The organism is Acidimicrobiia bacterium, from assembly GCA_018057765.1.
In the GTDB taxonomy this organism is placed as follows: domain Bacteria; phylum Actinomycetota; class Acidimicrobiia; order IMCC26256; family JAGPDB01; genus JAGPDB01.
This window is the reverse complement of record JAGPDB010000009.1, coordinates 32,693-53,117: the sequence shown is the minus strand read 5'-3', so window position 1 is coordinate 53,117 and position 20,425 is coordinate 32,693. Positions and strand designations below refer to the sequence as shown.

Here is a 20,425-nt window from a genome sequence, read left to right as displayed (position 1 = left end):
CGAATATCTTTATATCAAGTTAGACTTTATATATGGAAAAAGTAAATGTTGGTATTATTGGTGGTTCTGGATATACAGGCGTTGAACTTCTTCGCATCCTTTCAACACACCCAAATTTTGATGTGAACTATATAAGTGCAAATTCCTATGCCGGGCAATCCATTGCTAAAACATATCCGGCATTAGCAAGCGCTTATAAAGAGTCTAAATTTGAGACTTTTGACCTAGAACAAGTTAATAAAAATGATCTCCTATTTTTTTGTATGCCACATGGAAAGTCACAAGATATAATTAATCAATGCAAAGATGTTAAATATATTGTTGATTTGAGTAGCGATTTTCGCCATAAAGATAAAGACATCTATGACCAATATTATGGTGCAACCCATTTGTACCCAGAAATGTTAAAAGATTTTATTTATGGATTGCCAGAATTATATAGAGATGATATAAAAGATGCAAAAAAAGTTGCTGCAGCTGGTTGTTATCCGACAGCATCTATACTAGCCATCAAACCGTTTATTGACACAGATTTTATTTCTAAAGATAGAATAATTATCAATGCATTTTCAGGTTTATCCGGTGCAGGAAAAGAACCTACAGAAACAAATATTTTTTGCAATATTAGTGATAATACCTTTGCGTATAAACTCAGCAATCACCGTCATACTCCTGAAATAGAAACACATATTGACTCACAAGTTTTATTCACACCGCATTTAATTCCTACGAGCAGAGGAATATTAACTACATCTTACGGGTCTATCAACAAAAAAGTTAAGCAAAATGATATAAATGAGATGCTTGCTGAAAAATATGATAATGAAAAATTTGTTCATGTTTTAGATGCTCCTCCACAAATTAAATCAGTTTTAGGCACAAATATGGTCCATGTATATGCCCACCTAGATGAGCGAACAGAGCAAATAATAATGATGAGTGCTATAGATAACCTATATAAAGGCTCGAGTGGTCAAGCAGTTCAATGTGCAAATCTGATGTTAAATATTGAAGAAGATACGGGCTTGTTAGTTTCCGGAATGTACCCATGAACAATGGTGCTTTAAGTAAATTTTCTTTACATTCAGTAAACAAAGAAGATATATCTATATGTTGGGATATACTTTCAAAAGATGTTTCGATATTACCAGCGTCTTGGCCAAAGCATAGAAAGCTCTTCACGAATTGGATATTAAACACTGATGATGAATTGTATAATTTCAGAAATACAATATTTAATGACAATAATCACTTAGTTGGCATTATTTGTGCCGAACTTGTTGACGAAAAAAGCGAAAAAAAATTCATGCTTGGAAGACCAGGAGAAGTTAATATCTCTTATGTTACATTTCCTGAATTCGCCAGACAAGGTATAGCCTCATTTGCTTTAGGAGAAATGACGAACCTAGTTTGTAAAGCTGGTTATGCTCCGATATTGCGAATTGCGATTTGGAATAAGGCATCTGCAAAAGTCGCTCAAAAATGTGGTTACAAAAAATCTAACTCAGCAGTTGTGATACAAGATTATTTTGATGAAGAGCCAACAATACTAGATGTTTATAGGTTTGATTAACCAATGACCATTGGCATGCCAGTAGATGTCAATGGGACTTGTTTCGCACTGTAACCAGAGCTAAAGCCGATGGAACTATCTGCAGCTGCAATGGTAAAATAAACATGATTTCCTGTGGTATGGGAATAGAATAAACCACTACCATTAGTTTCTACCGCAGTTAGGTTATCTACATCTTCAGTTTTAGTAACAACTCTTCCAAGCAGGTCTATGATTTCACTATTAGTCATTCTTACTGTATATCCATCATCACCAGCTACTACTGATACAAAATCAGTTATATTTGCTGGGGTATTCGAACTTGGTATTAGTAACAAAATTTACTCCTTTAAATATCGATTTCGATACAATACCAGAATGTTAGATTAAAAGCAAAAAAGCTATCAATTGACGATAATATAAAAGATTATAGCTAGAATTTATATATGGCAAAATCCCAAAAATCATTAAAACTTTATTCATGGAATGTTAACGGAATTCGTGCAGTATCTAAAAAAGGTTCACTTACAGAGTTTTTTGATAGACACGATCCAGATATCTTCTGTTTACAAGAAATTAAGGCAAACGAAGAACAGATAGCTGATGAAGCAACAATATTGGAGACATTTTCAAAATATAATTTTTATTTTAATAGTGCTACCAAAAAAGGATATAGCGGAACTGCAATATTTAGTAAGGTTGAACCAATAAATGTTATTAATGACATTCCACAAAAGATAGCTTCAAAATATAATTTAGAAGATAAATATGGTGACACAAACAAGGAAGGTCGAATAATTGCTTGTGAGTTTGCAGCTTATTACCTCATAACCATGTATACACCAAATGTTAAGAATACTTTAGAACGTTTGGAGTTACGCAAAAATTGGGATAATGCAATTTTAGAATATGTTAAGAAACTAGAAAAAAAGAAACCAGTTTTATTTTGTGGTGATTTAAATGTAGCCCACAATGAGATAGATTTAGCGAGACCAAAACCAAATGTTGGGAAAGCTGGTTTTACAGAATCTGAACGTAGCGCAATGCAAACTTATATTGATAATGGTTATGTCGATACTTTTCGTTTTTTATACCCAGATAAAAAAGATATATATTCTTGGTGGTCTGCACGAGGAGGCGCTAGAGACAAGAACGTTGGCTGGCGTATAGATTATTGGCTTAGTAGTTCATCTCTTAAAAATAAAATTGTTGAAGCTAAAATACACACAGACGTATTTGGTTCGGATCACTGCCCTGTTAGTCTAACTCTCGCTATGGATTAACCCAAGATAGTTTTAACATCTTTTAAAAACTCTTCAATCGCACTTTGTGGAGTTGCCCAAGAAATGACAAGGCGGATCTTTTGTTTATCATTTCCTATTTTCTCGTACCTATAGAAACCATATAACTTTTCTAACTCATCGAGATGTACAGTTTCAAATATTGGAAATATTTGATTTACGAGTGCTTCATTTTCAAACTCTATACCAAGTTCCACTAAGCCGTCATACATTTTTTTTGCACCATCACAAGCATGTTTCGCTACTTTAATAAACAAGTCATCTTCATCAAAAAAACGTGCAAATTGTGCACCTATCGCTCTGGCTTTACCTAAAATTGCGCCGCGTTGTTTCATATGATTTCTAAAATAAGGCTGTAAAAGAGGATTAGTAATCACGATTGCTTCACCGAAGAGACCGCCATTTTTTGTTCCACCAATATAAAACATATCAATACCAAGAGCGCCAAATTCTTCAGGTGTCATATCTGATTTTGCAGACGCAAATGCCATAGGTAAACGAGCACCATCAACAAAAACATATAAACCGTGAAATTTTGCGCGATCAATCACAGACTTTAACTCAGCTTTAGTATATAAGTTTGCAGTTTCAGTAGATTGGGTTAGATATAAAATTCTTGGGATTACTGTATGCTCATCCTCATATGTGAGCATTGCTTTTTCTATATGATCTGGTGTAAGTTTTCCATCTGGTGTATCTAAATAGATTATTTTGTGACCAACAGCTTCTATTGCTCCGGCCTCATGAACATTGATATGTCCGGTGCTAGGCGCGATGATACCTTCAAAAGGTTTTAACATTGAAGAAAGCCCGACAACATTTGCGAGTGTGCCACTTGAAATAAAATGAACTTCTCCATCTTTAATATTGAAACGCTTTAGTATACGTTTACTAGCTAATGCACAATATTTATCATTACCATAGGTTAAATCTTGATCATCATTATGATCAACAAGACACTTAAGTATTTCAGGATGCGCACCTTCTGAATAATCTGCAAAAAAACTATATTTCATAGCTCTATTCTACCAGCACCGTTAAACTTTTTTGTCGCAAGAGAACTACAAGTACGATTATGATGGAAAACGCAACATTAAATGATGTTGGTATGATTAAACCCAAATCTTTTTTTATGATACCAGCACCTAACCACATTGAATTTCCAAAACCTGCAATTATCCATGTAAAAATTGAAATACCTTCTATGTTTTTTGCGAAAAGAGCTTTGTACATCTGAGGGATTCTCAAAAACAATGTCAAAAACATCAAAATAGAAACTCTTATAGTCAATGAACCTAAAAGATAAATTGACAGACTTCCAAACATTGCTACAAAAGCATAAAGCATGATTTTGTAGTTGTTATTGTCTCGTGAAATTGCATAAATGATAATCAAAGAAAAAAATAATGAGATAACATTGCTATAAGTTAGTAATGGTTGACGAGTAAAAATTCCGTGAGGTATCCAAAGTACAGCGATAGAAAATAAACCTATATATGTATTTAGAGATACACCTTTTGTGGAATCAAAATATGCCTTTTTAGCTTGCGGCATTGGAATTGCTATAGAACCTATTGACCCAATTATGGAAAAGTAAAATAGCAACTCAAACCACTATAACTATTTAAGTTTTTCAGAAATGATTTTATTGAAGAGTTGAGGATTACCCTGACCTTTAGAAGCAGCCATAGCTTTACCCATTAAGAAACCCTGCAATTTCTTTTGCTTTACTTCATCAGCATCAGCATAACTTGCAACATCATCAGAAAACTCTGCGAAAACGCTATCTATAATTGATTCAAGTGCACCTGTATCGCTTACTTGTTTCAAACCTAATACATCTGCCAATACTTTTGCATCCCCACCATCACTAGCAAGTTTAGAAATCAAAGTCTTTGCCTGATTACGAGAAATATCGCCATTAGAAATCATTGTACAAACATCAGAAAGATTCGTAGAAGTAATTTTTAGACTATCTAATTCTTCGCCACTCTCATTAAGAATCGAAGCAATTTCTATGATCACAAAATTAGTTGCATCTTTAGCAATAGAAACACCACCAATTTTTATAGCACCATCAACAAGGTCAAACATTTCAACATTAGATATCAAAGTACGAGCATCAGCTTGCGATATTGACCATTCGTTTACTATTCTTTCACGTTTCGCATTTGGTAGTTCAGGCATAGAATCGTGTACAGATTTCCTCATTTCAGCTGTTGGAACAACTGGAACTAAATCTGGTTCTGGGAAATAACGATAGTCATTAGCTTCTTCTTTAGAACGCATAGATGAAGTCTCGCCATCATTCTCATTCCAATGACGCGTTTCTTGAACAATCTTTTCTCCGCTTTTAACACGTTCGATTTGGCGCATAATTTCATAATCAACAGCACGACCAAGTGAACGCAATGAATTCATATTTTTTATTTCAGCACGGGTACCCAATTCTTCTTGACCAATAGGCCGAACAGAAACATTGGCATCAACTCGCATTGAGCCCTCTTCCATTTTCACGTCACTAACACCAATAGTTTTTAAAACAGCACGCAATTCAGAAACATAAGCACGAGCTTCTTCTGAATTTGAAATGTCGGGTCGCGAAACGATTTCCATCAAAGGAACACCAGCACGATTATAATCAACCAAAGAATAATCAGCACCATGGATACGACCTGATTCGCCAATATGAGATGACTTACCAGTATCCTCTTCCATGTGTGCGCGCTCTATACGAATAGTTTTTTCACCAAGCGAAGTAACAATATCTAACTTACCGTCCATACATATTGGTTCGTCGTATTGTGAAGTCTGAAAGTTTTTAGGCATATCGGGATAAAAATAGTTTTTACGATGAAAGATAGAGCGTGTAGGAACATTGAATTCAAGAGCTTCACCAATACGCAATGCATATTCAACAACCTTTTCGTTTAATACCGGCAACGCGCCAGGTAAGGCCAAACAAACAGGACAAGTATTAGTGTTAGGTTCAGAACCAAAATTATTTGCACATGAACAAAAAAGCTTTGTGTTTGTTGCGAGCTCTACGTGGACCTCTAAGCCTATAACAGCTTCATAACCAGTTTCGAGGTGTGCAGTAGCTTGGTTCATTGCTTTTTGTTGTGTTGTTGTCATGGCTATAGTTTAAACGACAAAGTAGCGATAAAGATGAAAGATAGACTGGAACCAGATATTTAACTATCTATAAATGCTGAGCAGAAATAGGAGATATAGTTACAGGACAGCTAACAAGCGACTCCAACTTATTTGTATCTAATGTACTTAACAACGTAGAGAGTCTTGGTCCTCGATCTTTACCTAATATAAGCTGGTATACATCTTTAAAGAATGCTGATTGAGCAACTTTTAGTTCATCTGATTTAGGAGCATCCATAGGAATCTCATTTATTAGTCTTGGTATTGAATAAATAAATAATTCCAGCTCAGCTACAGTATTTCTATGCTCATCAATTCCAGAAACAAGTAATGCTAAACCGACTCTATTAACTTCAGAAATCCCTTCGTAATAATCGTGGTCAAACTCATCCTGAACCACAATTCTCTCACTTGCCGGCAAAATCTCTTCAATAAATCTCAACGCCCTATCGATTCTTATAGCTATCGAATCGATATCTTTTATCTCTGTATCAGGTTTTAGAGATTGCAAAATTATTGATAATGCTCGATCAACATCACCATGTACCATATCTAGAGTTGAAGCAAGTGCAGAAAACCGTAAAGCAGGTATCGAGTAAGGAACATCTCCGGCTGAAGTTTTAACAGATAAATCTATAGCACCATCGTCTGCGCCCGAATTACTTACGCTTTTTCTATTAGCTGCATCCCACCTATCATATTCACCTCGAATTCCGCCAGCTGACAGATCAATTTCGAATGAGCTACTCGGACTTCTTTTGGCATACATCCAACGGAGCATTGCCGGCTCTATATAATTTAAAATTGTATCTGGTGTTATCCCATCGCCACGTGAACTTGACATTTTAGAAGAATAACCTTTTCTTCCGACAAAAGAATACCCAACAAACTCTGGAGGAGTACCTCCAAATATTTCGGCTACTAGACGTTTGCCTACAGAAAAGCTACTACCTGGTGTTGCATGATCCATTCCTCCGGGTTCGAAATCGATACCATACTTAGACCATCTCATCGGCCAGTCTACTTTCCATGATAGTTTGCCTCTTAATGGTGTATCATAGAGCGACATAGTACCATTATGGTTACAATTTGGGCAGCAATAGGTCATTTCAGAAGTGTCATCATTGTAACTAGTTATATCGCTTGCATAATCATCGATTTCACAATAAGGTTTAAATGGGAAATATTCTCCTTCAGGTTGTAAAGGTGCGTCAGCTTTTTGTTTAAAACCAGTCTTACTCTCATCTATAATTCTTGATATTTTTTCTCGTTCAGCCATTGCAAGTCGTACTAATTCAGAATAGGATCCATTCAGGTATTCTTCGGATTGCCTGATTACCCTGATCGGAATTTGTAAATCTTTTATGCCTCTTTCGAACTCTGCAATAAACGAATCTGCATAAGATACATATTGACCATTAGGGTCAGGTATTGAAGTTAAGGGTCTGCCGATATGCTCATGAAGCCAATCTGGTTGTCCTGCAGGAACTTTCCTCAGAGAATCAAAATCATCCCAAAAAAGAACATGTTCAGCATTAAGACCTCTAGCGATTATTGTTTCAGCCACTAAATGTGGGGTCATTAATTCCCTCATATTGCCTAAATGAATGTGACCAGAGGGCGATATGCCCGAAGCACAAATAATTGTCTTTCCTTGAGGGTTAATGTTTGAAATGGTACGATCTGCGATATCTTCAAGCCAGGAAACTTTACCACTCATACATTTAACATCCGTTTTGTCATTTTTCAATTCTATCACAATAGTACGATTGATGTAGAATAGTAGTAATATTGTAGATTCCACGTTTAACGGACATAACTGACAACAATTAGAGTAATTTAGCTAAAAAATAGATTTAATGCAAGACTCCCGATCAAATTGCGGAATACCAGGAATTATATTAATTAATTTAAGGTTATTTTGAATACTGGTTTGCAAATACCAACACTTTGTGGCAATATTTAAGGAGATAACAAGCTATATACGAAAAAAAGGGCAATCTGGCATGAAAAGAATAAATGACCGAATGATGCCCAACTTTGGAGGCCCCTCCTTCCATCCAGCAGTACATGCGAACTGGCATTTAGATACTGCAACGGCTGAAGCTAAGGTAAACACACTTTACGAGAGTTTAGACACAGATAGAAAATCGACCTTTTATTTAAATGAAGAAATCGAAATCAGCTCCAATGACAAATCAAAATTAAAAGAAATAATTGGTAAAAACCGTATACCCGACTACGAGACACGATCAGTCTGGTTCGATTTAGAAAAACCAATAGATATACTTGACGGCAAAGCGATAAACCCCGTAGTTTCTTTACAAGTAAAAGGTGTTGTATTTGATGAAGCTGTACCACCAAAAAGTTATGGCGGTGTGGGTTGGAGATCTGAATACTATTTCGCAGACAAGGACTCTTACCTACGAGGGTTTCAGCTTCCGCAAGAAGCATCTGGATATTGCACTATGTGCGAAGCTGTTAATGAATTCATATTTTGCAGAGAAGCCTCAAAAAGAATGGAAGGCACAAATGTCGAAGTACCGCTTGCAATTGCTTGGGGTGAATTTGAAAATGGCTCATTTGACGGTGATCAATTCGGATATGTCGTTTTAGGACTACCTGAATTGATTCCAGGTAGAGATACTCCTTACTATGAAGCATTAACAGAGCTAAGTTCCAACAAAAATTTTTCGCCAATGAAACAAGTATTGACCAGACGTGCAAACGCGATGAGCACTATGCATAAAAGTGGCCTGGTAGCACCATTCCGTCATTTTGGGAATATGTCACTGACAAGAACAGGAAATACTTTTATGCATGATCTAGGTGATCGTCGAGCATTAACCATAGAGCAAACACTAAATGTAGACCAGTTCATAGCTGAAACATTTGCAAATTTATCATCTGCATTGACACCTGCAGACATCGTGATACCAGGCGCTAAAAGATATGAAGAAGCAAGCAAAGCTATAAAGGAAAATCTAGAGGCATATACAAAAGCAACACTCACCGGTTATTATGGAGAAAATTCAGATCTAATAGACATTCCATTCGATGAAATAGAAAATACATTTTTTTCTGCATTTGAAAAGCCATTAAATTCAAAAGAAAGTATATTTTCACAAGGACATTACAACACACTTAACCAATGGTTAAAGTCGATATAGGAATAAGTACAACATGCAGTATGAAGAAGGTAGTGACGCGAGCAAAAGACTACAGGCATTGGCAGAAGTATCGCCTACCACTGCCGATTTTTTGATCGACAATCCAGAAATGACTCTCGGACAATACGCTGTATCTCTTTATGAAAATGATGGGCATGAACCAACATCTAGAGAAATCGATGCAAGAGAAATGTTCATAACGGTTATGGAAAAATGGGCTATTTTCCAATATGGTGATAAAGCTGCAAAAGTTGCAATGGAACAGTTTCGAGAGACTCCTGTGATGCAGACAGCTGATCACTTACAGCTAATACTTGACCCCGCGACCTTCTCTACAAATCTCATATCACGAATCGGAGCTAAAGGAACTGGCCAAAGATTTACTTTCGTCAATGCTTCAAGCACGGTTACGATGAAAACTCGTTCAGGTGTTGGGCCTGGTTACTTAGATATCGATGGTCAAAAAATAAGTATATTTGGAATTAGTTCAAATAAAATGTCGAAAATGATGGTTGGGTCAACTGCAAGAGCAGTTGAATTTCTGTGGGACGGTGCTCAGAACATTCTCTCTGAAAAAATCCGTACTGAATTTAAAGAAATTCAAGATACAGTAAAAAGCTTTACATCAAGTAAATTTGGAGGACTATTTTCTTCACCAGCAGATGCTTTTATCACAGCAAATACTGCAATTTCAAGAAAATGGGATACAGATAACGAAGTGCTGCCGGTCTATACAGATGATAGATTAGTGGCGGAATTAATCGCACTACATATAGAAACTAACTCACATGAACTTTGCACCCTATTGTTCGATGAAGATACCCGTAGCAGATGGATGAAGCTGCAAGACTCTCACACAGATGCTAATGCGAAGGCGTTACCAAATACTACAGACCATTTTTGGCGTATTCGAGAAGGAAGACTCAGACCATTAAAGTTAATAAACAATGAGTTGATAGAACTTGGTCGTGGAGAAGCGCCTATACCATTTAACAGAGAATGTATAAGCAAGGCATTAAGAGATGGTGAGATAATGCCAAATCTAACTCTTGGATTTTTAGCCATATCTATATTGCCAGGCGTAAAAGTGTTGGGGGGTCCAAGTCAAAATGAGTATCTTCCTATGATTGCACATGATGCTAGCCAAGCACTAGATGATATGACATTAAAGACGCGATCCGGATGGATTGCAGGAGTCTTAGAGCTAGAAAGACCGCCAATAGAACTCGTATCTGAATGTAAACCTGGAGTAAAGCTCGAAGAATTATCTATTCATTTTCAAGAGTTACCTTTAAGTGCTGCTGTAGGAGAGCTTAATTTTTTCGAATACTTAAGAAGTTGGACAAATGATGCACCAGTCTTATAATGGTATTGGGCGCCTTTCTCTGTCGCATGCGCCTACACGCTTGGAAAGAAATGATACCCTATCTGATGAATTAGGGGTAAATATTTGGATAAAATATGAGTCTGAGCTAGATGCATATTCGTCTGGTAATAAAGTAAGAAAACTAGAATATGTATTAGCTGATGTTATAAATACGAATTCTGACACAGTTGTTACAGCCGGCGGATCAAATTCGAACCAATGCAAAGCAGTAGCTATATATGCTCGTAGGCTTGGAATCAAATGTGAACTTATAGTATGCGATTTTGAACCTATGCCTGAAGCAAATGGAAACTACTTAATAGATTTGCTAATGGGAGCTAAAGTCAAAAAACTACCAGGTAGCGAGTGGACAAACATTGAACATCATCTAGATGAATTAGTAGAAAGACTTAAAGTAGAAGGCAAAAAACCATACTTATTACCACCAGGTTCATCAGATTGGCGTGGTAGCTTAGGGTATATTGACATGGCTAAAGAATTAGCCGCTCAAGAAGCTGAAATCGGTACAAACTTTGACCACATAGTTTTTCCTACCGGATCAGGAGGCATGCATACTGGATTATTAGCAGGGACGACCATGTTAAATCGACCATGGAATTTAACAGGCATTTGTGTTTTAGAAGATAATTCTTTTTTCGAATCAAAGTATCTGGCTATTCTTGATGATCTAGAAAAATATGCCGACATTCCCTCTACTGTAAGGAGTCAATCACATTTCGAAACTCATGATGGAGCTGTATGTGGAGGTTATAATCAGTATGATGATCAGGTAGTACAAGCTGTAGTTGATGCTGGTCGCAACCATGGATTACTCATTGATCCTGTTTACATGGGTAAAGCTATGCTTGGGCTAAATCAACTTATTGAAGAAGGAAAGATCGTAAAAGATTCCAATGTGATTTTACTACATACAGGTGGTACATATATACTCTTTGGCAATGAGCAACAACTAAGTCAAAATCTACGCCAACCCCTTACACTAGGTGACATATAAATGTCTATAAACGAAGATTGGATTGCGTATGCATCGATAGATGAATTGTCAAAAGCATACCAGTCCAAAATTCTTTCCCCAGTAGATGTCACTAAAACGTTGCTTGATCGCATTGACCTTTTAAACCCGATCTACAACGCTTATATAAGTGTTTCACATGAACGTGCGCTCGAAGATGCAAAAAAGGCTGAATTACAGATACAGGCTGGTGAAAAAAATATATTATGTGGAATCTCTTTTTCGGTAAAGGATCTCACACCAGTAGAAAATGAATTATTTACTCGTGGTTCATTACTCCATAAAAATGATATAGCTAAAAATAGTGCAGAATTCGTCAAAAGGTTAATAAACCTTGGTGCTATTTTTTTAGGAAAAACGAATACAAGCGAATACGGCTATAAAGGCGACACGAGTAACAGAATTATGCCTTCTTCACTAAACCCATTTGACACTAGGTATTCATCAGGTGGTTCTAGTGGAGGCGCTGCAACTGCAATTGCATTAGGAATGTGTACTATAGCTCATGGTAGCGATGCAGCAGGTTCAATCAGAATTCCATCTTCTATGTCTGGAATATTTGGACTAAAGCCAACCTTTGGAAGAATACCTAACGTTGCAGTACATCCATCACTCAAATATATAGTATCAGCTGGCCCAATGACTAGAAGCGTTAGAGATAGTTCCATAATGTTAGATGCTATGTCAGGTTATAACACTGGAGATACACATACGTATTTGAAAATTAGTGATTCGCTGTCTATTCCTAGAAGCAAAAAGACAAAATACAAGATTGCATATTGTAGTGATCTAGGTTTTGGTACCGCTGAGCCAGAAGTTAAAGATCGAATTGATGCTGCCATCATGTCGCTTACAAAAGATGGTCATGAGGTCGAAATTGTCGAACCAAAACTAGATCTAAAATTTCAAGAAGCATTTAATGTGATATTCAGTCACGCTCATGCAGGCCTACATGAACAAGAAAAAAATATTAGAAAGTGGGACCTAATTGATGAGGGTAGAAAATATTGGATTAACAAAGGAAAAGAAATAACATCTGATATCTTGAAGACTGCTAATGACCTCCGTATAGAATCTTATAGCAAAGTCGAAGATATGTTGTTTGACTACGATTTTCTCATCACTCCGACTTCGCCTATCGCAGCTATTAAACCCCATTCAATTGTTCCTGATCAATATATCAATAGACATAATTCTGTTGACTGGATGATTTTTACGTGGCTTTTCAACCTGAGCGGTCATCCAGCTGCAAATATACCATGTGGATTTTCGAACTCAGGGTTGCCCATTGGTTTACAAGCCATTGCAAGACATGGAGACGAACCGAGTTTATTTCAGTTGTGCAGTAGCATAGAGTTTTATCGACCATGGTTAGATGATCTAAAAAAGATTAATGTTTCACTATAACTATTTTTGGGTTATCATCAAAAGATATTGAGGCAATACCCCCAATAGGAAAAGTGAACATAGGATAAGTGTGCCCAAAATCTACATTAGCTAAAACTGGTATAGAATCTAATACTTGATTACTCTTTACCATGCTCGCTATATCATCACGATCGACATTGCTAGAATTCTGAAATCTACCTATGATCAATGCTTTAACTCCGCTGAAATTACTATGTTGCGTTAACGAGGTTATATCTCGAATGAAAATATCTAATGTAGACTCGTAATCATCTTCGACAAATACAATTGTATCATCTAATTCTGGAAAATAATCAGTTCCCAAAAGTAAGTTTAATGTGGTTAGATTTCCACCAATGATTTTGCCCATAATACTTTCTCCAGAATTTATTACCCACCAAGAAGACGGCAATAATTTTCTATCTTCTTGATCCGACCACCACTCATCATCTGAATAAGTTTCTGAAGCTGAAAGAGTATATGGAGACTCATCAAAAAGACACTGTTTAAACCAATCTATAGTTTGATCATTATGATGTTCCATGCCGAATGTTGATAACATTGGACCAGAATAAGTAACAATATCTAATTTTTGTGTAAACACATTTTGCAGTAAAGTTATGTCAGAAAATCCACAAAATATTTTTGGATTTTGTGAGACTACCTCCCATTTAATATATGGCAATAAATCCTTCGAGTTGTAGCCGCCAATGGCCGCCAAAATGCAATCTACATCTGGATCTAAAAATGCTTCATGCAAATCAGAGGCTCTGAGTATTGGGTCCACTAAACATTCGCTGTTTTGAGAATCTACATATTTACCATAAGTTAGAGTAAGCCCTAATTCTTTTAATACGCGCTCGATAGTCTTTCTTTGTGAAAGATCAACTTGATTAAATGGACTTGATGGGGCAATTACCCTTACTTGAGAACCTTCTTTTAACTTTCGAGGAAATACCATTTTATCCGTCATCAATATATACCTACATTTTCCAATTTATCAAAACGAATAGTTCCGTCTGAAGTATGAATAAAATCAGGCAAAATATTTTCTACAAAATATTTTTCATTTGGTAAATATTGCCTTGAATTACATTCGATATTTTGTGTCGAGAGATATAGATGTGATGCAAGCGATGCTGATTGAAGCAATGAATCATTGACATTTGTTAAATCTTGTAATGTGATAAATTTATTACTAATTTTTGCAAACGAATATGACAACAAAGATTGAGTCATGCCCTTTGCCGTCTTCAAAGCAATACCAGACCAACCTTCATTCATCAATTCTGGAAGATCAGATACATGCGTATAACCTTCATCGGCTATCAACGGTATCCTTTCAGATATAACTTGTAATTGGTCTTTTTCAAACCTCACAGTTCGTAAAAAAGGTTGCTCAATATATTGGATAGAATCATAAATCTCAGGTGAATCTATATTTAATCTATCAATTAGCTCTATAAGGGATTCTATATCTGTATAACTTTCGTTAGGATCTAATGAAAGACACAAAGAACCATCTTGTACAGCGCTCTTTGCTATTTTATATATTTCTTGTATCTGCCTAGCATCACTTAAAGGATCCGAACCCGAGCATTTAATTTTCAAAGATCTAATATTCTCTTTAGTAATCGAGGAATATAGCTCATCTAAATCTGCACCTATATCTACGACATGTTGAATAAGTGAACTTTTATTCTGCTGTTCAAGAAATAAGTCACTCGGATAAATCCCATTACCAATATTTCCTATATAAGCAGAAAGATCTTTATAAAGATATTCTTTCGTATACATTTTGTATACAGATTTACCATGTAACTTTCCCCAAGCATCATGAATTGCAGCATCTAAAGGAGCAACACATATAGCCCCAGCTAATCTAGGAATATTAAGTTCGAATGAAGATAATATATCATCTAGCTGCTCATCAATAGCAATTCCCATTTCTAAAGGATTTAAAAATCTATTATTGCAGTCTATAAATTCAATTATCTTTTTTAGAACCATCCGCAAAGTATCGTCACAAGCTTCGTTAGTTAACTCGGTATCGGGCCAGGCCCAGGGATAGGAAAGCAGTACTGAACCTATACCACTAGCTTGAGAACCATTTTGATCAACTATGTTCACAGTTACGGTTGCTTCGCTAAGTTCAGTAATCTTTCCTTTACTTAAGTTTAATGGTTTAAGGAATACAACTTTTTTAAAGTTAATATCGATGTTTTCGATGATGTAATCTTTATTTTTCATATTTTATTCACTCAATGAGTAGACCCAGCTACTTACGGACAATGTATAGAATTCGATTTTGCCTTTTCTAACATTTTGCATACTTCTAAGTTTAGTTCACCATTGCTGATCAACGCCGCTCCCTCTTCATTAAATGCTCCATACGCCATTGAAATAAATGTTGATAATGTCTCATCTTGGAATGTGATTGAATCTATTAATTCACCATTTGGTGTCCAAGATTGAAATTCAGATATAAAATTGTCATCTCCCCCACTGGGAAAAGTACACATCATTTTACTTTTGTCTTCGAGAGTAATCTCCAATTTTCTGGATCTTTTTTTAGACACTAATGATGTTTCAAGATTTATTATAAAACCTTCTCTTGATACCATTTCTAAAGTAGCCCACCCCATGTTTTTATATGTAATACTTTCATATACCATATCTCCGCATTTAGAAATATTATATTTTAGATCTTTACCAAAAAGATACATTGCAAGAACTACAAGGTGAGGCATCTCAATGTCAAAAATTGACTCTTTGTAAGTATTTGATGTGGTCTTTTCGAAACGTGGTTTTGATTGTTGCATCTTAACTGTGGACACAGCAAGTTTTGTGTCACTCAATTTGTCTCTCAGATGCCAGATCACTTTACTGTACAACCAATTTGCCACGACGAAAATTGTTCCTTGTGAATTCGAATCTATTATCAAAGTATTAATATCAATTGCATCTTTGTAATTGTTTGACATCGGCTTTTCAATAATGATATTCATATAGCCCATCTGAAGTAATTCTTCTATAATTTTTTTATGAGATTGTGGTGGAGTACAAATGTGCACCACTGTTGAATCAGCAGGAAATCCATCAACACTAGACAAATTCTTGAAAATATTTTTTCTATTTATGCCGGGTATACTTTTTATTATATTATTATCAACGAACCCAACCAAAGTGTTAATTTCTAGTTTCTTTAAGGTTTTCAAGTGTAGGTTTTGACCTGCATGACCTGCTCCAATAATAAGTGTTTGTTTCATTTTCATATTTATAATCCTGAACCGATACTATTAGATCTTTTATTATAAGGCACTCTAGAAGAGATTAAGCAGATATACACTAGAAATTCATATTTTTGCTCATAATTTAATATAACATTTGCCAATAGACGGATATATGACTAAAATGGTACTAAATAGCCATTTAAAGGAATTCGGTTGACAAATCAAAAAATTAAATCTAACCATTATCAAGATTTAGCTGGATCATGCGGTCCAAATCTAAAGTCTAAATCTCCAAAGCTACTTATTGTTGGGCAAGGCTATGTTGGTTTGCCACTTACTATTCGTGCAATTGAGGCAGGTTACAATGTTGTAGGTTTCGACATTGATGAGAAAAGGGTTTCGTCGTTAAGATCGGGACAATCATATATAGACGATATATCGAATGGACAGATTAAAGCAGCTCTAAAGACAGGGCTATTTACTCCTAGCAAAGACGAGCAAGATTGTATAAATTTCGATGTTGCAGTTATAACCGTACCTACACCTCTTAAAGACGGAAAACCTAATGTTAGCTTTATAGAAGATGCATCAAATTTAATATCTAAATATCTAACTACAGGATCATTAGTCATTCTAGAATCAACATCATACCCTGGCACAGTTGAAAGTGTAGTCGCACCAATCTTAGAGACTTCAGGTTTAACATCAGGAGTAGATTTCCATTTAGCTTTTAGCTCAGAAAGAATAGACCCTGTTAACAAATTATGGGATATAGTTAACACGCCAAAAGTTATAGGTGGGGTAGGTAATCTATCATTGAAGGAAGCACAAAAATTTTGGGAAACAATTATTGATACCACTGTACCTGTTTCAAATCCAAAAGTAGCAGAGTTCTCTAAACTGTTAGAAAATACTTTTAGATATGTAAATATAAGTTTAATTAATGAATTAGCAATGTATGCTAACTCATTAGATATTGACATTTGGGAAGCCATCGAAGCCGCTTCAACAAAACCTTACGGCTTCATGCCTTTTAAACCAGGCGCAGGCGCAGGTGGACATTGTTTACCTATTGATCCTCATTACCTTTCTTGGGCAATCGAGCAAAATGGTCACAATTTTAGATTTGCTAATCTTGCAAGTGAGATAAACAAAGAGATGCCCCCACACGTTGTTGGCAGAATAACAAAATCTTTAAAAAAGCAAGAGCTCTGTATCAGTGATTCTGATATTTTAGTTATAGGTAATTCATACAAGGCAAACTGTGGTGATAATCGCGAATCACCCGCCGAAGAGGTAACAAAGCTATTAGTAGATACAGGAGCAAATGTAAATGTTCATGACCCACTTGTTGATAAGAGATATCGTAATCCAGATTATAATTGGGTTGAGCTAAATGAATCTCAAATTCAATCTGCTGACCTAGTGGTAGTACTAGTAAATCATGATTGCATAGATGGTCAACTTATAACAGAATATTCGAATCAAGTATTCGATATATGTCACTGCCTCATAGGCGAAAACGTAGAATATCTTTAATATTAAAGCGTTTACTTTTGGTACTTTACAAAAAAGTTTTGTGTTGTTAGAAAGCTCACAGTGAACTTCCAAGCCTATAACAGCTTCATAGCCAGTTTCGAGGTGAGCGGTTGCGACATTCATAGCTTTTTATTTAATTGTTGTCATAGTTAGAGTTTAACCGACTTGATGCTTAAGTTTATGAAAAAGGTTATCTGGTGACTGATTGAACTTGCTCTGGTAGCAAAGATTGTAAAATATCTATTTGGCGAGAAAATTGGAACTCTTGTTCTTTTGTAATAGCACTAAAAATTTTTCTTACTTCAATTTCAACTGCTGACCCTTCTATGCTGCTAAGTTTTTTTGCATCTGAATCTATTTTCAATACGAGCTCTTTGCCGAGTATTGCTTCTATACCAGCAAATCTTTTAGTCTTTCCATTTTGACCTTCTGGTAAAATTGCTCTAAAACCAGAGAAATCAGATATTAAATCCTTAAAAGAATGAGGCTTAAATTCTTCTTCATTTCCAATACCATCGTGTTTTCTATAGGCTTCGAGAAGTTTTATGACTGCTTTTACTTTTTTTAAAGTTCCACGAAATTTTGGACTATTTTCTTTCAAATTCTTCTTTAATTGAATAACTCTCTGATCATCAATATAACCTAATGTTCTCGGTTCCAAACTCATGAAACTATTTTAAGACATAAACCACTATTACGTCAAACGAGCAATATTGTGTTCAGCCAATACCGAGGGCACTACTTAGTTCATCACCTTGTCTTCGTGTTATATCTTTTTTCTCTATTGCTAGGGCTATCCTTTTCTTCATACCCTCTAGCATCTTGTTTTTAAATAATGGGGGCACCTTTGATTGCACATCAGCGACTTTTGCTTTATCTAAAGATCCATCGCTCTTAAAATAATATTCCATATCGAGCATTTCGTCGATACCACTTGCTTTTTTTGCTTGTGCTTTTACTTTTGAAACAGTAGATCCAACTTTTGCGACCGGGTCCAATAAATATATCGACAACGCGCCCAATGACAAAATAACAATTATTATTACAGCAGCAATAAACCGTTTTTTCTTTTTTTGTTTGCCATTTTGAATTGGACTATTTTCTTTTTGTTCAGTTTCTAAATTTTCTTTATCTATTACTTTTTCATCCGACACGATTTCTCCTCGGTATAGTTTATATTTTAGAAATTAGTTCAAGATGCATACACTTGTGGTTTTGTTGAGTAATTAGAAGTTCTCTCGATAGCTTTCGCAACATCAAAAATAACTTCTTCATCCAGTGGCGGAGCACATACTTGGATACCTATTGGCAAAGAGTTTTCGTCAACCCCGACCGGTACACTTATAGCACAAGCACCAACTAAATTAGTTGGAATTGTACAAAGATCATTCAGATACATTTGCATTGGATCATCATCATTAGCACCAACGCTAAATGCTGTTGTTGGTGTAGTAGGACATAACAGCACATCAAAGTTCTCATAAGCTTTTGCGAATTCAGCCATCATAACAGTGCGAACTTTTTGTGCTTGCGCGTAAAAAGCATCATAATAACCAGCACTTAAAGCATAAGTACCTAACATGATGCGACGTTTTACTTCTTCGCCAAATCCTTCTTCACGAGTTGCTTCATTTGTTTTTGCTGATGTCGATTCTTCAACACGCAATCCATAACGCATACCATCAAAACGAGCTAAATTAGATGAAGCTTCAGCAGGAGCAATTATATAATAAGCACTAATACCGAAAGCTGCCGATGGGATAGAAACACTATCTACTTTTGCGCCCTGGTTTTCTAATTCTCGTACAGTTTTATTAAAAGCATCAAGAACTTCTTTTTGAAAACCTTCTGGGCCTGCAAGTTCAGAAATAATTCCTACCCTTAAACCAGAAATACCTTTAGAATCTTTAACTTTATCAACTAGCGCATCATAGTTTTGTTGGATTGATGTTGAATCACGATCATCATAACCACTTATAACATCTAGCAATAATGCAGCATCACTCACGTTACGAGCAAATGGTCCTATCTGGTCAAGTGAAGAGCCAAAGGCAACCAGACCATAGCGAGATACTCGACCATAGGTTGGCTTGACCCCAACTAAACCAGTAAATGATGCAGGTTGACGTATGGAGCCACCGGTATCTGAACCCAATGAGAAATCGACAACTCCAGCTGCGACTACCGCAGCTGATCCACCAGATGAACCGCCGGGAACGCGCGAAGTATCATGAGGGTTCTTTGTAATTTTGAATGCGGAGTTTTCTGTTGAAGAACCCATAGCGAATTCATCCATATTTGTTTTACCAATAATAATTGCATCCGCATTTTTCAATTTTGTAACAACGCTCGCATCATAAGGAGAAATCCAGTTTTCCAAAATTTTTGAACCACAGGTAGTTTTAATGTCAAGGCTTGCCATATTGTCTTTGATAGCAATGACAGTTCCAGCCAATGCGCCGAGTCTTTCACCAGTTGCTTTACGCGAATCAATATCTAATGCCTGCGCTTTAGCCTCATTGGTCATTACTGTTAAGAAAGCATCTAGTTGTGATTCTGTTTTTTCTATAGCGTCTAAAGCATGTTCAACTATTTGAATTGCAGTTATATCATTTGTTTTGAATTCTTCTATTTTTTCACTTGCTGTTAAATTAAAATAATTGACCAT

General features: G+C 35.9%; 20 protein-coding genes. 8 read left to right on the top strand and 12 right to left on the bottom strand.

Annotated elements, in window-relative coordinates:
* The first annotated feature begins 32 nt into the window (after positions 1–32).
* The gene (locus KBF89_04540; protein ID MBP9115592.1) at positions 33–1,052 is read left to right on the top strand and encodes an N-acetyl-gamma-glutamyl-phosphate reductase; all 1,020 of its coding nucleotides are present in this window, start codon (positions 33–35) and stop codon (positions 1,050–1,052) included.
* Entirely contained in the window at positions 1,049–1,573 is a 525-nt protein-coding gene (locus KBF89_04535) for a GNAT family N-acetyltransferase (GenBank protein MBP9115591.1), read from the top strand. The genes KBF89_04540 and KBF89_04535 overlap by 4 nt, the downstream gene beginning before the upstream one ends.
* Here the strand turns inward: KBF89_04535 and KBF89_04530 are convergent.
* The gene (locus tag KBF89_04530) at positions 1,570–1,890 is read right to left on the bottom strand and encodes a hypothetical protein (GenBank protein MBP9115590.1); all 321 of its coding nucleotides are present in this window, start codon (positions 1,888–1,890) and stop codon (positions 1,570–1,572) included. The genes KBF89_04535 and KBF89_04530 overlap by 4 nt on opposite strands.
* Positions 1,891–1,998: 108 nt before the next feature.
* On the opposite strand from KBF89_04530, the gene xth reads away from it, so the two are divergent.
* Complete coding sequence (gene xth / locus KBF89_04525; GenBank protein ID MBP9115589.1) at positions 1,999–2,835, top strand: exodeoxyribonuclease III; 837 nt, start codon at positions 1,999–2,001, stop codon at positions 2,833–2,835.
* Here xth and KBF89_04520 read toward each other — a convergent pair.
* From KBF89_04520 to lysS, 4 genes are all read right to left on the bottom strand, one after another.
* Positions 2,832–3,869 carry an aminotransferase class V-fold PLP-dependent enzyme gene (locus KBF89_04520; GenBank protein MBP9115588.1) on the bottom strand — a complete coding sequence of 346 codons (1,038 nt, stop codon included), beginning with the start codon at positions 3,867–3,869 and terminating at the stop codon, positions 2,832–2,834. The two genes, xth and KBF89_04520, sit on opposite strands and share 4 nt — an antisense overlap.
* Positions 3,870–3,873: 4 nt before the next feature.
* On the bottom strand, positions 3,874–4,407 hold the full coding sequence (locus KBF89_04515) for a hypothetical protein (GenBank protein ID MBP9115587.1): 534 nt from the start codon (positions 4,405–4,407) through the stop codon (positions 3,874–3,876).
* 66 nt (positions 4,408–4,473) lie between these two features.
* Positions 4,474–5,964, bottom strand: coding sequence for an Asp-tRNA(Asn)/Glu-tRNA(Gln) amidotransferase subunit GatB (gene gatB / locus KBF89_04510; protein MBP9115586.1), 1,491 nt, complete (start codon positions 5,962–5,964; stop codon positions 4,474–4,476).
* 91 nt (positions 5,965–6,055) lie between these two features.
* Positions 6,056–7,729, bottom strand: coding sequence for a lysine--tRNA ligase (gene lysS / locus KBF89_04505; GenBank protein MBP9115585.1), 1,674 nt, complete (start codon positions 7,727–7,729; stop codon positions 6,056–6,058).
* Positions 7,730–8,015: 286 nt separating this feature from the next.
* Between lysS and KBF89_04500 the strand changes: the two genes are divergently transcribed.
* Genes KBF89_04500 through KBF89_04485 form a run of 4 tightly spaced genes read left to right on the top strand, consistent with a single transcriptional unit; the run spans position 8,016 to position 12,985 of the window.
* Positions 8,016–9,179 carry a hypothetical protein gene (locus tag KBF89_04500; protein MBP9115584.1) on the top strand — a complete coding sequence of 388 codons (1,164 nt, stop codon included), beginning with the start codon at positions 8,016–8,018 and terminating at the stop codon, positions 9,177–9,179.
* 13 nt (positions 9,180–9,192) lie between these two features.
* A complete protein-coding gene (locus tag KBF89_04495) occupies positions 9,193–10,545 on the top strand; it encodes a hypothetical protein (GenBank protein MBP9115583.1) in 1,353 nt (450 codons plus the stop codon).
* Positions 10,526–11,560 (top strand): pyridoxal-phosphate dependent enzyme, encoded by a 1,035-nt coding sequence (locus tag KBF89_04490; GenBank protein MBP9115582.1) that lies wholly within the window; start codon positions 10,526–10,528, stop codon positions 11,558–11,560. Before KBF89_04495 ends, KBF89_04490 begins: the two co-directional genes overlap by 20 nt.
* Positions 11,561–12,985, top strand: a complete 1,425-nt coding sequence (locus KBF89_04485) for an amidase (protein MBP9115581.1) — start codon at positions 11,561–11,563, stop codon at positions 12,983–12,985.
* Here KBF89_04485 and KBF89_04480 read toward each other — a convergent pair.
* The 3 genes from KBF89_04480 to KBF89_04470 are packed head-to-tail and all read right to left on the bottom strand — an operon-like array spanning position 12,969 to position 16,260.
* On the bottom strand, positions 12,969–13,958 hold the full coding sequence (locus KBF89_04480; protein ID MBP9115580.1) for an LD-carboxypeptidase: 990 nt from the start codon (positions 13,956–13,958) through the stop codon (positions 12,969–12,971). The two genes, KBF89_04485 and KBF89_04480, sit on opposite strands and share 17 nt — an antisense overlap.
* Positions 13,958–15,235, bottom strand: coding sequence for a mandelate racemase/muconate lactonizing enzyme family protein (locus KBF89_04475; GenBank protein ID MBP9115579.1), 1,278 nt, complete (start codon positions 15,233–15,235; stop codon positions 13,958–13,960). The genes KBF89_04480 and KBF89_04475 overlap by 1 nt, the downstream gene beginning before the upstream one ends.
* 32 nt (positions 15,236–15,267) lie before the next feature.
* Positions 15,268–16,260: a Gfo/Idh/MocA family oxidoreductase gene (locus tag KBF89_04470; protein MBP9115578.1), complete on the bottom strand. Its 993-nt coding sequence runs from the start codon at positions 16,258–16,260 to the stop codon at positions 15,268–15,270.
* A 186-nt stretch (positions 16,261–16,446) separates the two neighbouring features.
* Between KBF89_04470 and KBF89_04465 the strand changes: the two genes are divergently transcribed.
* Positions 16,447–17,757, top strand: coding sequence for a nucleotide sugar dehydrogenase (locus tag KBF89_04465; protein ID MBP9115577.1), 1,311 nt, complete (start codon positions 16,447–16,449; stop codon positions 17,755–17,757).
* Here the strand turns inward: KBF89_04465 and KBF89_04460 are convergent.
* From KBF89_04460 to gatA, 4 genes are all read right to left on the bottom strand, one after another.
* Positions 17,653–17,880 (bottom strand): hypothetical protein, encoded by a 228-nt coding sequence (locus tag KBF89_04460; GenBank protein ID MBP9115576.1) that lies wholly within the window; start codon positions 17,878–17,880, stop codon positions 17,653–17,655. The two genes, KBF89_04465 and KBF89_04460, sit on opposite strands and share 105 nt — an antisense overlap.
* A 67-nt stretch (positions 17,881–17,947) precedes the next feature.
* Positions 17,948–18,424 carry a hypothetical protein gene (locus KBF89_04455; protein MBP9115575.1) on the bottom strand — a complete coding sequence of 159 codons (477 nt, stop codon included), beginning with the start codon at positions 18,422–18,424 and terminating at the stop codon, positions 17,948–17,950.
* A gap of 52 nt (positions 18,425–18,476) precedes the next feature.
* Positions 18,477–18,911: a hypothetical protein gene (locus KBF89_04450; GenBank protein ID MBP9115574.1), complete on the bottom strand. Its 435-nt coding sequence runs from the start codon at positions 18,909–18,911 to the stop codon at positions 18,477–18,479.
* A 38-nt stretch (positions 18,912–18,949) separates the two neighbouring features.
* Positions 18,950–20,425, bottom strand: a complete 1,476-nt coding sequence (gene gatA, locus KBF89_04445) for an Asp-tRNA(Asn)/Glu-tRNA(Gln) amidotransferase subunit GatA (protein ID MBP9115573.1) — start codon at positions 20,423–20,425, stop codon at positions 18,950–18,952.

What these genes read in the sequence shown, in the direction of transcription:
- KBF89_04470 (MBP9115578.1), bottom strand. Translation starts at nt 16,260, where the DNA reads ATGAAAATGAAACAAACACTTATTATTGGAGCAGGTCATGCAGGTCAA.
- KBF89_04515 (MBP9115587.1), bottom strand. Translation starts at nt 4,407, where the DNA reads ATGCCGCAAGCTAAAAAGGCATATTTTGATTCCACAAAAGGTGTATCT.
- KBF89_04490 (MBP9115582.1), top strand. Translation starts at nt 10,526, where the DNA reads ATGATGCACCAGTCTTATAATGGTATTGGGCGCCTTTCTCTGTCGCAT.
- KBF89_04475 (MBP9115579.1), bottom strand. Translation starts at nt 15,235, where the DNA reads ATGAAAAATAAAGATTACATCATCGAAAACATCGATATTAACTTTAAA.
- KBF89_04520 (MBP9115588.1), bottom strand. Translation starts at nt 3,869, where the DNA reads ATGAAATATAGTTTTTTTGCAGATTATTCAGAAGGTGCGCATCCTGAA.
- KBF89_04500 (MBP9115584.1), top strand. Translation starts at nt 8,016, where the DNA reads ATGAAAAGAATAAATGACCGAATGATGCCCAACTTTGGAGGCCCCTCC.
- gatA (MBP9115573.1), bottom strand. Translation starts at nt 20,425, where the DNA reads ATGGTCAATTATTTTAATTTAACAGCAAGTGAAAAAATAGAAGAATTC.
- xth (MBP9115589.1), top strand. Translation starts at nt 1,999, where the DNA reads ATGGCAAAATCCCAAAAATCATTAAAACTTTATTCATGGAATGTTAAC.
- KBF89_04535 (MBP9115591.1), top strand. Translation starts at nt 1,049, where the DNA reads ATGAACAATGGTGCTTTAAGTAAATTTTCTTTACATTCAGTAAACAAA.
- KBF89_04485 (MBP9115581.1), top strand. Translation starts at nt 11,561, where the DNA reads ATGTCTATAAACGAAGATTGGATTGCGTATGCATCGATAGATGAATTG.
- KBF89_04455 (MBP9115575.1), bottom strand. Translation starts at nt 18,424, where the DNA reads ATGAGTTTGGAACCGAGAACATTAGGTTATATTGATGATCAGAGAGTT.
- KBF89_04495 (MBP9115583.1), top strand. Translation starts at nt 9,193, where the DNA reads ATGCAGTATGAAGAAGGTAGTGACGCGAGCAAAAGACTACAGGCATTG.
- KBF89_04460 (MBP9115576.1), bottom strand. Translation starts at nt 17,880, where the DNA reads ATGAATGTCGCAACCGCTCACCTCGAAACTGGCTATGAAGCTGTTATA.
- KBF89_04540 (MBP9115592.1), top strand. Translation starts at nt 33, where the DNA reads ATGGAAAAAGTAAATGTTGGTATTATTGGTGGTTCTGGATATACAGGC.
- KBF89_04480 (MBP9115580.1), bottom strand. Translation starts at nt 13,958, where the DNA reads ATGACGGATAAAATGGTATTTCCTCGAAAGTTAAAAGAAGGTTCTCAA.
- gatB (MBP9115586.1), bottom strand. Translation starts at nt 5,964, where the DNA reads ATGAACCAAGCTACTGCACACCTCGAAACTGGTTATGAAGCTGTTATA.
- lysS (MBP9115585.1), bottom strand. Translation starts at nt 7,729, where the DNA reads ATGAGTGGTAAAGTTTCCTGGCTTGAAGATATCGCAGATCGTACCATT.